Here is an 11,549-nt window from a genome sequence, read left to right on the forward strand (position 1 = left end):
CTGTCTCGCGCATTGCATAATCAGAAATTTGCATTCAAGGCTTGCAACCGATCCAGTTCACTTCGTCGAGTCGCTTGATGCGCCCTGCGCTGCTCAATCCGCTCTTTGTACCGGTGACCAGCCTGTCTGGCGTCGGCCCGAAGCAGGACAAGCTGTTCCGGTATCTGCTCACACGCGATGAAACTCCGCGGCCGATTGATCTGCTGTTTCATCTGCCTGCAAGCGTCGTCGATCGCAGAGCCCGGCCCAAGATTCGCGACGCCGTCCCCGGCACTATCGTAACGCTGGAGGTGACCGTCGACCGGCATCGCCCTGTGCCGCCCGGGCGCTCGCGCGCGCCGCATCTGGTCTATGCCAGCGACGAGACCGGGGATGTCGTACTAACCTACTTCCGCGCCCAGCCAGGCTATGTCGAAAAGCTGCTTCCCATAGGCAGTAAGCGTTATGTGTCCGGTACGGTTCGGACGTTCGACGGTGCACTTCAGATCGTGCATCCCGATCGTGTGGTCGATGAGGCGGGACTGGCAAAGCTCTCAGGCATCGATCCCGTCTATCCCCTCACGGAGGGCCTGGCGCTGGGTTCGTTGCGGCGTGCAGTGGCGGGAGCCTTGCAAAAGCTTCCCGTTTTGCCCGAATGGATCAGTCCGGACATTTTGCGCCGGTGCAGCTTCCCGCCGCTTCAGGAAGCGCTCCATCGCGTTCATGTCCCGCTGGAATTGACGGATATTCTGCCGGAAGGCCGGTTCTGGTCACGCCTTGCCTTCGATGAACTGCTTGCCGGACAACTCGCGCTGGCACTGGTGCGGGCGCAGCTTCGCCGGCCGGCTGGAAGCCGACACGCCGGCGACGGGCACCTGCGCAACAGGATCATTGACGCGCTTCCCTACGCCCTGACCGCATCTCAACAGCAGGCGGCTGCCGCGATCAGCGACGACCTGCGGCAGCCGGTGCGGATGCTGCGGCTGCTTCAGGGAGATGTCGGTTCGGGCAAGACGGTTGTCGCCCTGCTCGCTGCGGCGGCGGTGGCCGAAGCCGGCAAGCAGACGGCTTTGATGGCGCCGACCGAAATCCTTGCCCGTCAGCATATCAAGACCATCGCGCCGCTCGCCGAACAGGCTGGCCTGCGCGTTGCGATCTTGACCGGCCGCGAGAAAGGCAAGGAACGGCGCGAGATCACGGCACGCCTCGCCGATGGCGACATCGACTTGCTCGTCGGCACCCACGCGCTGATTCAGGATGACGTCGCGTTCAAGGCGCTAGCGCTTGCGGTAGTGGACGAACAGCACCGTTTCGGCGTGCGCGAGCGTCTCGCACTAACCGCCAAGGGCGAGGCCGTGGATGTTTTGGTGCTGAGCGCGACACCAATTCCGCGCACGCTCGTTCTCACTTATTTCGGCGACATGGACGTATCCGAATTACGCGAAAAACCCGCTGGTCGGCAGCCGATCGATACCCGCGCCGTCCCCGACAACCGGTTGGACGAGGTGATCGATGCGGTCGGCCGCGCGGTGAAGGCCGGCAAGCTGGTTTACTGGATCTGTCCGTTAGTCGAGGAATCCGAGACCGTCGACCTGACCGATGCGGAACAGCGCTTCGACAGCCTCAAGGCACGCTTCGGTGACAAGATCGGCCTTGTCCATGGCAAGATGCGGGGCCTTGAGAAAGATCGCGTGATGACGCAATTCGCGGCGGCCGAAATCAATCTGCTGGTCGCGACAACCGTTGTCGAGGTTGGCGTCGACGTGCCGGCAGCGACGATCATGGTGATCGAGAACGCCGAACGCTTCGGTCTCGCGCAACTTCATCAATTGCGAGGCCGAATCGGTCGCGGTTCGGAACCCTCGACTTGTCTTTTACTTTACCGGGAGCCGCTAGGAGAAATGTCCGCCGCCCGGCTAAGGGTAATCCGGGAGACCACGGATGGCTTCCGGATTGCCGAAGAAGACCTGAAGCTGCGCGGCGAAGGCGACGTGCTCGGCACCCGCCAAAGCGGCCTGCCCGGCTATCGCATCGCGCGCTCCGATGTCCACGCGCAACTCATCACGTTGGCCCGCGACGAAGCCCTGCGCATTCTGAAGCAGAATCCAGAGCTCACGGGCGCGCACGGCGAAGCGTTGCGATGCCTGCTGTATCTGTTTGAGCGTGACGAAGCCCTGCCCCTGCTCGGCGCGGGTTAAAAGCGTTTTCGAGCGAATTGGACACCGGTTCGCGTGAAGAAAACGCGTCAGATCGAAATCATAGAGCCCCGCTTCTGACTCTGTCAGAAGCGGAAAGGCTCCAAGCGTCAGTCAACCTTTGCAGCCGTTGTGGGCGCAAGGCTCGACGTATTTGCAGCGCGCGCCGCTTCGGCCATTCCTGCGAGAGCTGCGAGCTTCTTCTGCGAGTCGGAATTGGGCTGAACGACGCCGGCAGACATGATCAGAGTTGCCGCCTCCTCCGTGGTCATGTCGATCTCGACGACCCTGCTCTTGGGCACGTAGAAAAAGAAACCTGTCGTCGGATTGGGGGCGCAAGGCAGGAACACGGAAATATGTTCCTCCTGAGCGGGGAGTCTGGCGGCAACGTTCGTGCTTGGTACTTGCGAAATGAGCACAATGGACCACATGCCGGGCGACGGAAATTCAACCAAACCAACTCTGCGGAGGCTCGATCCAGATCCGGAAAAAAGCGTTTCAAAGACCTGCTTGAGTCCACGGTAGATCGCCCGCACCACAGGCATCCGGCCGAGTACTTTTTCGCCAAGATCGACCAGTGTCCGGCCGATCAGGTTGGCTGTCAGGAAGCCGAGCATCGTCAGCGCGAACACCGCAACGATCAAGCCTGATCCCGGCAATACGAAAGGCAGGTACGTTTCAGGCCGATATGCGATTGGGACGAATGGCCGTACCAGGTTGTCGACCCAGTTTACGAACCACCAGGTCAGGTAAAGCGTTATGGCCACCGGGCCTGCGACAATCAGTCCGGTCAGAAAGTAATTCCGGAATCGCGCGATGAGCCCGCGAGGCATATCCGGATGGTGGTCGCTTGGTACGCCGCTCGAAGGGTTGTCACGCGTCATCGTGGTTCCAGATCAAAGGACGTCCAAAAGGCTGATATCTGCTCATATAAGCATTCTAGCAAACTTTGCATGCCGCGTGATGGACTGCCCTGTGGTCTTCTATCTTATTCGACAGTGACGGATTTTGCCAGATTGCGCGGCTGGTCGACGTCGGTGCCCATGACGACTGCGGTATGGTAGGCCAGCAATTGCATTGGAATCGCATAGACCAGCGCAACAAAAGTGGCTGCCATATCGGGCAGGATAATCGTCACCAAGGACTCGATGGTCGCCTCCGCCGCCCCCTTCGCGTCTGTCATGAGGATGATGTTGCCGCCCCGCGCCGCCACCTCTTGCATATTGGACACTGTCTTTTCGAAAACGCGATCATAGGGGGCGATCACCACCACAGGCATGTTCTCGTCGATCAGTGCGATCGGTCCATGTTTGAGTTCGCCCGCGGCGTAACCTTCCGCATGGATGTAGGAGATTTCCTTGAGCTTGAGCGCTCCCTCCAGCGCGAGCGGGTAGCTGGTGCCGCGTCCGAGATACAAGACGTCCCTGGATTTGGCGATTTCGCGCGCGAGCTTGTCTATCTGCGGTTCGGTGGCGAGCGCTTCCGACATCAATCTCGGAATTTCGATCAGTCCATGCACGAGCCGGGATTCATCCTCTTCGGATAATTCGCCGCGCGCCTTGCCTGCGGCGATCGCGAGAGTTGCAAGCACCATCAACTGGCAGGTGAAAGCCTTGGTCGATGCGACGCCGATCTCCGGACCTGCCAGCGTTTGCAGCATCGTCTCGCTTTCGCGTGCGATCGTCGACGTCGTGACGTTGACGATCGAGAGCGTGTGCAGTCCATGCTGCTTCGCATATCGCAGCGCCGCGAGCGTATCGGCGGTTTCACCGGATTGCGAAATGAAGATCGCGAGATCGCCTTCGCCCAGCGGCGCTTCACGATAGCGAAACTCGGACGCTATATCGATTTCGACGGGAAGCCGGGCTAGCCGTTCCAGCCAATATTTGCCGATGTAGCCGGCATAGTTAGCGGTTCCACATGCGATGATCGAGACCCGCTTGATCTCGCGAAAATCGAACGGGAGATCCACTGGAAGCGATACACGCTCGGTCGCCATGTCGATATAGCGGGCCAGCGTGTGTCCGACCACCTCAGGCTGTTCGTGGATTTCCTTGGCCATGAAGTGGCGATAGTTCGCCTTATCGACCAGAGAGGTTGAAGCGCTGTGCTTGACGACCTCGCGCTGAACGATGGTGTTGCGGTGGTCGTAGACGGTCGCGCCGTTGTGCGTCAAAACAGCCCAGTCACCGTCTTCGAGATAGCAGATCGAATCGGTGAGCGGCCCGAGCGCAATCGAGTCTGATCCCAGATACATTTCGCCGTCGCCATATCCGATCGCCAGCGGAGGCCCGTTGCGCGCACCGATCAGAATGTCATCGTTGGCTGCGAAGATAAAACCGAGAGCGAATGCGCCGCGAAGCTGCGACAACGTGGCTTTGACCGCCTCTACCGGATTGACGCCGGCGGCAAGATAGCCATCGACCAGATGTAGCACTGCTTCAGTATCGGTTTCAGTTTCAAAAACCGCTCCTTTTTTTTGAAGCTTCTCACGCAGTTCGCGAAAATTTTCAATGATGCCGTTGTGAACGACGGCCACGCGCTCGGTTGCGTGCGGATGTGCGTTGTTCTCGGTCGGTCTGCCGTGCGTTGCCCAGCGTGTGTGTCCGATTCCGACCTGCCCGATCAGCGGCTCGGTCAGCAAGCGCCCGGCCAGGTTTCGCAGCTTGCCCTCGGCGCGACGACGGGCCAAATGCGCTCCTTCTAGTGTCGCAATGCCGGCGGAATCGTAACCGCGGTATTCGAGACGCCTGAGCGAATCAACCAATTGATCCGCCACCGGACCTCGCCCCAGAATCCCTACAATGCCGCACATGCGGATCAATATCCCCAAAAATTCAGAAAATTGCGAAAGACCGGGCCCTCTTAACGAAAACCCGGAACGTACGGAAACAATAATTATTGCCGATTGCGACAGTGTTAAATCGGCCGGAGCACAAACCGCCAGCGTACAAATGTCCCCTGCATTTCACGCATTCAGCTGGCCGGCTTCTTTGTGAACGAAGCATGTCTCGTAAGAAACGGGAGCCCCAGCGGCGACCTAGCCATTGGTAAGCATTCGATAACCTTGATTGTTTGCGAGCCGACAATCCGCGGCCTCGAGGATGCGCGCCGAGTGCCTCCTGTGGCAGGCTAAAAGCCGCTTGGCAATTTAGCGCCCGATCGAAACAATTTTAGCAGTTTCTGCAACGGGAGCCCAAGTCCCTTTTGTCACTCTGTGTGCATGAACAGTGAGGCGTACATGAGTGAAGTCGAGTTTGATCGATTGCTTAGCGCAGTGAGCGCGGTGATCGCTCCGCGCATCGAAGAAGCCGCGCAGCCGGATATCGACCACGCGCGTTTCATCAGGCCGCTGCAAGCCGCCAACGACAATGAAGTCGCATGGCCGCTCCTTCCTTTCCCCGAGGGATGGAACGGTGCCTGCTGAACTACATTAAGCTGGACCGACGTATCGGTAAAATATAATATCTATCAATTAGTTGTCTTAAGACTTTGATTGTGTTGTGGCAGGCATGTCAGGAGGTATTTGTGCGGGTCTCCGACAGTTGATAAGGCCTGTTTTCATTGTTAAAATTTGATTTGAAATCCGTTCACTTGGATTGGAATTGACCCCAAACTGACCCTGGGGACCCACCTCCAAGTACGCGGTTTAGGCCAAAACTCACGCGAGAACTCGTCGATTGTGGCCGCGGGCGCTGAACGTACGGTCTTCAATAGTGCTGTCCCCGGCTTCGGACTCCGCCTCACCGCTATTGGAACCGCCCTTTGGATCGTGCGGACCAGGAACGGCAGCAAGCGCGTCAAACTAACGTTGGGGGTTATCCGGCCAAAACGCTTTCGGCGGCCCGGACCTAAGCGCACGGCGTCCTACAGGGTATCCGCGACGGCAAAGATCCCCGCGCACAAAAAGCCATCAGACAGGCCGCGATCGCCACTGGCGAGACCACTGTCGCGACCCTCTCGGAGCGGTGGCTGAAAGAGTATGTCCGACCGAAACTGAAGCCCCGCACGATTTCCGACTACGAGCGGTTGCTCGAGCACCGGATTATTCCCGTCTCGGCGCCCTGCCCGTTACAGCTGTCACGAAGCGACGTCATCGCGTTTCACGCCACCATGGCGAACACGCCACGTCGCGCGAATTACACGATCAGCACGACGCGCGCGCTTTTCACCTTTGCAGAGGAAATCGGTCTCCGACCCCAGGCACAAACCTGCCAAAAAAATCAAGATGTTTCGCCAAGGTGTCCGCGAACGGTTCCTCAGCGAAGAAGAGATCGGTCACAGGGTACCCGCCACAACGCAAAGATACCCCGACGTCGCCACGGCGCTGGAAAGCATCGAGGCCACGGCCTATCGTACCAACCAAGCGCTCAGCGGCGTGTCGTCGTCGATTTCAAACGACCTGGCGTCAGGCCTGACCAACATTCGTTGGGCGCGAAGTCGGTATCCAATGGGTTTTCCGATACGTCTCTATCGGTAATCCGCGCCATTGAGCAGATGATCATCAAGCTATACGTCGTGGGTCCCTTGATGCGTTCGCTGCAAGCGGGTCTCGGCGGATTCCTGGGTGGATCGTCATCACAACCCCTTGGTCTAGATGGTTTGGCCGCTGTACATCATGGCGGATACGGACCGGGCGATGCCATCTCCGCGACACGCTATATCCATCCTGCATATTTCAATAATGCGTCGCGCTTCCACTCCGGAATTGGGCCTGGCGAGCGGCCAGCTATCATCAAGTACGATGAATCCGTTCTGACGCCTGGGGAGATGCAGCTTGCGCCAGCGGGCGCGTCACCGAACATCACCTTCAATGTCATTGAAGATAGCAGCCGCGCTGGGCAACGCGAGCAGCGGCGGAATGGCAACGGTGATATCGACATCACCCAGTTCGTGGACGCGATCACTGCGAAGAATGCGGCGAATCCGGGTAGCTCGACCAGCCGTGTGCTCAGTCAACGCGGTCAATTGGCGAGGCGCTAAATGGTAGCCAGGAAGGAAGGGCCTACTTCCTCGGGTCCGCACTCTTGGTTGATCGAGATTGCGCCTGGGCGATGGGGGCAGCGCTTCAGTGGTTTGGTCGGCGGGCTGATGATGTGCGCTGTCTCGCCAAGGCTACAAATCGCGACAACACTGCCGCCAAATCTGCTTGTCTCCGAATATCGTCGAAATGTTGCTGCCTGACGGAGCCACCGGGCTCTGAAGTCGATAATTCCGCTTCTCCAGACTCCCATACCAAAAGGTCAGCTTCTTACTCGTCACGACGTAAGTTCAGATCACGACGTAAGTTCAGACTGCAAGAAGGATTCGGTCGGTCGCTTGGCGACTTCTCGAAACGGATCGCAGACGGATCAGACGGGATGACGCTTGGTCGCCCGGATCGATCTTCGACCTAGCCAATTGCTTAGGTTGATCAACTGGTTTATGCCATGCTGGCGTCCGTAGGTTGCACACCTGCGCATTACAACTTAAATTTTTTTAAAAATCGTGAGGTAAGATATGAACACTACCACAATTGATAAGGCCAAGCTTGCCAAAGGCATTCCAGAATATCATCAGCTGCTCGCCAGTAACGCTGATTGGATTGCTCGATGCGCTGACGATGTTCGGCAACTACGAAACACCCCTCCATTTTCGAAAGTGTCCGACAAGGACTTCGAGGCGTTCGTGAGCGGTCTGGTTTTTGGGCGTGGCGGGATTGTCGGCGCAACCTACAAGCCGCTAATGAACGAGTTAACGATCTCCGAGATTTACGATGTGTTCGCACATTTTGGCATTTCCGTCGACTTGGCGACGAGATCTCTGGAATACAAAGCTACGGGTTCAGGTTGCTCGTTTGATTTTTGGAGTATTTGCTTGAATGAAACGAAGGAGCCGTTCCCGACTAAGTGAATTCGCGGAAGCGGGGTCGGCACCCAAGGTGCTCTGGCTTCTTTTTCGTCAACACATGATGCAAACAAAGCCCGCCAAACAGCGGGCTCTGTTTCGTCACCAGCGGCGCCAGCCGTAATACCCTCTTGGGCCATAGTAGCGGCGCGGACCATAGTAGCGCGGTGGGGCGTAGTAACCCCGTGCACCGTAGTAACCGCGATTTGGAACACACCGTCCCCATGGGTTCATATGCCAGCCCGGACCACCGCATCGCCATCCAACTTGGGTGACCGTACCGGTATCATGAAGCGGCGTAATAGGCATCGCTTGCGCGGACGCAATACCGAGGCCGACTGCGAAAGCTGTAGAAGCAAAGAGTTTCATGTGTTTACCTCCAGGACCGGAAGATAATTCCCGTTTTCACTGAATGCTCAATGAACGCAGGACACTCGATTGGCATCGAGCGACGCGCAGATGGCGCTGTCGATCTATCCACTAAACTATCGCTTCGCCTTCCCCGCTCCAGCGAGGTTTCATCTAGGAATTCGAGCTTGTGCCGATCGAGACTGGCGCTTAAGCAAAATGTGCTCTTGCAAGGCTTTCGCCTGAACCGCGAGCGCCGTTCGACCCATCAATAAAGCGATCACGCGTACTGGCTTATCTTCTGCTGCCAGCTTTTCTAACGTTTCAACGTCATCCGGCGTCCAAGACTTTCCGGCGTTACGAAGAGTTTTCACCACGCGCGTGCTCATGCCCTTGCGATCAACGTCATCATACTGCCGAAGAAAGTCTAAGGCAGTATTCGCTATAGCAAAAGAGAAATAACGTTTTTATTGTTACGCTCGGGACGGTCTTTCTGCCCTCTGATGCCGGGTGGCTGGGAGATCCGCGCCCAGAAACGGCGCCGGCGGGCCTGTCTTGCATTCGTCACAGCCTAAGGCTGTAATCGCGTCTCAATGTTTTGGGGATGACTAACGTGGCTACAGGTACTGTGAAGTGGTTCAACGATCAAAAAGGTTATGGTTTCATTCAGCCCGACAGTGGCGGCAAGGACGTGTTCGTCCACATCTCAGCGGTGGATAAGGCCGGATATAACGGCCTGGCAGAGGGCGCTAAAGTGTCCTACGAGATCGTCGCGAACCGCGGTAAAGAAAGCGCGGAGAACCTGCGGATAGGTTAGTGAGCTGAGCCGGATGTACGCTCGCTCGCGATGTGGATGGCCCGGGCAATGCTTCGGGCCATTTGCTTTCTGGTCACGGCGAGGTCCTCTTGACACTAGCGTGATGAGTTGGTTGCCAGCGCTGGCTGGTCCCTCGGCTATCGGGACCGAAAGCCGAGATCTGAAAACCATTGATCAAGGAGATGATACGCGGGATCGGGTTTCACCTTACAGAAGGTGTCACTTTGGAATGTTGATCTCGGACATGAGCGAACCTCGAATCCGGTTTCGATAGCTACGCAGAATCTCCCATCGCGGACGTAACCAGTTGCGCAGGTTCCACTCTCAGTAAGATAGATATTATCAGCCAGAGCTGGCGTCACAGACATCAAAACGGCAATGGCAAAAACCGTCTTCATGCCACGACCGGTCAAGCTCCAAAAGTGCCGTCCGGTGCTGGGCATGGCCATTCCTCTTATCGCTCGTGCGTCACGAGGGACGCCGCTCCGAATTATCGCCAACGTGCCGCAAGAACAGTTCGATGCTGCCGTCGATAGCTTAGGATGTTCGAACTTGTCGGGCTTCTTCATTTCATTTGCCTTCCTGAGACTGGTCCCCGAGGCGGCCCGAGGTTCGCGTCACAGTCACCTGGCGCACCCGCGACCTATCATCACTGCGGCTCGCACTCAACGGTGCCGCTAGGGATGTCGAAGAGGCGTATCCTTTGGTCGCCGTGCAGAAATCGAAGGACATGCCGTCACGCTCGGCATGCCACCCATACCGACCGCATTCCGTTTGCTTGATCCGATAAGTGGATCCAAGCCAAGTCAGAGTATTTTTGACGTCGTCCACTTTCAGAACGGAGCTTTTTCCCTGAAATTTACATGCGTAGATGTAGGCTTCGCCCGCTTGCGGGACGGGTTCGGCACTCTTGGGAGACGGTTCATCTGGCGCCGCGGAGGCTTCAGTTTTCGAGTGGAAGCAGGAATGCTCGTAAGTAAATTGAAGCCCAGAGACAAAATCGCTACCTCTACGACTTTCGTCACCGTCTTCTCCCTCTACAAGGCGGTGGATGGCTTCAGAGGGGCGCGACGGATGCTTCCCGACACCAACCGGCGGGCCTGCCTTGCATTCGTCCAGCTTAGGTCTGTAGGCGGCACCTTGCCTTCACTTCCTCGCTTCGTAGGGCAGAAAGTACACACCCTCGCGAGTGTCCAGGCGTTCCTGTTCCCAAGCCTTACGCTCCTCGTCGGTAGCCGGGATGAATGCAAAGCAACTCTCAGCGCCCACTGTTTCGCCCACTCCGGCGACGCCTTCTTCCCCCAAAGGATCTCCAGATGAATTTTATCGGCCAGAATAAACTCGCGAGGAATTCGGATTAATTATTTGATTGTATTGATGGAGGCCACGACCGGAATTGAACCGGTGTACACGGTTTTGCAGACCGTTGCGTAACCACTCCGCCACGTGGCCCCTCGAATCCGGATCAATATAGAGCATCCTCTGCTTAGGCAACCTGCTCTCTGCAGTCCGCGAGCTTCTATGGTTTGATAGTTCCGGCGCCAGACGACGGGTCAGGCGCGCTGGCGCCGATTCCGGCGGCGTTTTGGTCCGGGAGCAAGTTCGGGCATCCTACCCTGCACCTCCTGATATTTTGTCAACATCCCGTCGAAGCTGGCAAGCAATGTCGTCTCGATGTCAGGCCGACCTTCGAGGTTAGCGAGCATTATCGCTGCGGCCTCGATCGTGGCGAGTCCGTCGCGGCGCGGCTCCCTGCGCAGTTTGCCGTAGCGAGAGGTCCAACCGGGTGCAAGAACAACGCGCTGGCACTTCAACATCCACGGGTTGCGCCACCACAGCGCCTTGGCCTGGCTCCAAGTACCATCCAGCAGCACGACACCCTCAATATCCGCAAGAGCCGCGCGTTGATCGGTCTCCATCTGGCCGTTGCGATTGATGGCGACGATGGCACGGTCGGTATTGGAACGGTCGACCCTGACCGAGCCAAGGTAAAGCACCGCCCAGCGCGATGGGTCATGCACCGGTCGGCCCAACGCCCTGGAGAGACTGGGCCAGGACAGACCGATCTTCAACACGGCGTCCTGGAAATGTAGCGCGGTTAGCCGAGCAGTTCCGAGCGTTTTATCTTGCTCCTGTGGATGCTGCAGAAGAAGCAGCGAAGTCCGGATTTTGATCGGCTTAATGCCGTCGCAAACGCATAACACTGCCAATTTGTGACAGCGCTGGCATTGCGGGAGCGCGTCACGTCCTGCAGTGGAGCTCTCGGGGTTGCTGGACATTGCTCGCTATACGCCGCGCCGATCCAGCCCGCAACAACGATCGCC

General features: G+C 57.6%; 11 protein-coding genes, 1 tRNA gene and 1 pseudogene. 7 read left to right on the top strand and 6 right to left on the bottom strand.

Features of this window, described 5'->3' with window-relative positions:
* Positions 1 to 77 precede the first annotated feature (77 nt).
* Complete coding sequence (recG, locus tag B2M20_RS08105; protein ID WP_079446549.1) at positions 78 to 2,177, top strand: ATP-dependent DNA helicase RecG; 2,100 nt, start codon at positions 78 to 80, stop codon at positions 2,175 to 2,177.
* A 107-nt stretch (positions 2,178 to 2,284) separates the two neighbouring features.
* Here the strand turns inward: recG and B2M20_RS08110 are convergent, their stop codons facing one another.
* Positions 2,285 to 3,058 (bottom strand): DUF502 domain-containing protein, encoded by a 774-nt coding sequence (locus B2M20_RS08110; RefSeq protein WP_079446550.1) that lies wholly within the window; start codon positions 3,056 to 3,058, stop codon positions 2,285 to 2,287.
* 104 nt (positions 3,059 to 3,162) lie between these two features.
* The gene (glmS, locus tag B2M20_RS08115) at positions 3,163 to 4,989 is read right to left on the bottom strand and encodes a glutamine--fructose-6-phosphate transaminase (isomerizing) (protein ID WP_079446551.1); all 1,827 of its coding nucleotides are present in this window, start codon (positions 4,987 to 4,989) and stop codon (positions 3,163 to 3,165) included.
* Between the two features lie 426 nt (positions 4,990 to 5,415).
* On the opposite strand from glmS, the gene B2M20_RS08120 reads away from it, so the two are divergent.
* The 5 genes and pseudogenes from B2M20_RS08120 to B2M20_RS08135 all read left to right on the top strand — a co-directional run bounded on the left by B2M20_RS08120 (position 5,416) and on the right by B2M20_RS08135 (position 8,066).
* Positions 5,416 to 5,601, top strand: coding sequence for a hypothetical protein (locus tag B2M20_RS08120; RefSeq protein WP_079446552.1), 186 nt, complete (start codon positions 5,416 to 5,418; stop codon positions 5,599 to 5,601).
* Between the two features lie 500 nt (positions 5,602 to 6,101).
* Positions 6,102 to 6,218, top strand: a pseudogene (locus B2M20_RS20775) (hypothetical protein); the annotation flags it as partial.
* 184 nt (positions 6,219 to 6,402) lie between these two features.
* On the top strand, positions 6,403 to 6,654 hold the full coding sequence (locus tag B2M20_RS19490) for a hypothetical protein (RefSeq protein ID WP_158081514.1): 252 nt from the start codon (positions 6,403 to 6,405) through the stop codon (positions 6,652 to 6,654).
* Between the two features lie 17 nt (positions 6,655 to 6,671).
* Positions 6,672 to 7,157 carry a hypothetical protein gene (locus B2M20_RS08130; RefSeq protein WP_079446554.1) on the top strand — a complete coding sequence of 162 codons (486 nt, stop codon included), beginning with the start codon at positions 6,672 to 6,674 and terminating at the stop codon, positions 7,155 to 7,157.
* A 516-nt stretch (positions 7,158 to 7,673) separates the two neighbouring features.
* The gene (locus tag B2M20_RS08135) at positions 7,674 to 8,066 is read left to right on the top strand and encodes a hypothetical protein (protein ID WP_079446555.1); all 393 of its coding nucleotides are present in this window, start codon (positions 7,674 to 7,676) and stop codon (positions 8,064 to 8,066) included.
* A gap of 96 nt (positions 8,067 to 8,162) precedes the next feature.
* Here B2M20_RS08135 and B2M20_RS08140 read toward each other — a convergent pair whose 3' ends face one another.
* Positions 8,163 to 8,429: a GCG_CRPN prefix-to-repeats domain-containing protein gene (locus B2M20_RS08140; RefSeq protein ID WP_079446556.1), complete on the bottom strand. Its 267-nt coding sequence runs from the start codon at positions 8,427 to 8,429 to the stop codon at positions 8,163 to 8,165.
* A 149-nt stretch (positions 8,430 to 8,578) separates the two neighbouring features.
* On the bottom strand, positions 8,579 to 8,797 hold the full coding sequence (locus B2M20_RS08145) for a hypothetical protein (RefSeq protein ID WP_079446557.1): 219 nt from the start codon (positions 8,795 to 8,797) through the stop codon (positions 8,579 to 8,581).
* A 224-nt stretch (positions 8,798 to 9,021) separates the two neighbouring features.
* Here B2M20_RS08145 and B2M20_RS08150 point away from each other — a divergent pair, with 224 nt between their 5' ends.
* Positions 9,022 to 9,225 carry a cold-shock protein gene (locus B2M20_RS08150; RefSeq protein ID WP_079446579.1) on the top strand — a complete coding sequence of 68 codons (204 nt, stop codon included), beginning with the start codon at positions 9,022 to 9,024 and terminating at the stop codon, positions 9,223 to 9,225.
* 1,378 nt (positions 9,226 to 10,603) lie between these two features.
* Here the strand turns inward: B2M20_RS08150 and B2M20_RS08160 are convergent.
* Positions 10,604 to 10,677, bottom strand: a tRNA-Cys gene (locus tag B2M20_RS08160).
* 101 nt (positions 10,678 to 10,778) lie between these two features.
* On the bottom strand, positions 10,779 to 11,504 hold the full coding sequence (locus B2M20_RS08165; protein ID WP_079446559.1) for a tRNA-uridine aminocarboxypropyltransferase: 726 nt from the start codon (positions 11,502 to 11,504) through the stop codon (positions 10,779 to 10,781).
* Between the last annotated feature and the right edge of the window lie 45 nt (positions 11,505 to 11,549).

This window comes from Nitrobacter vulgaris (genome assembly GCF_002028545.1).
In the GTDB taxonomy this organism is placed as follows: domain Bacteria; phylum Pseudomonadota; class Alphaproteobacteria; order Rhizobiales; family Xanthobacteraceae; genus Nitrobacter; species Nitrobacter vulgaris.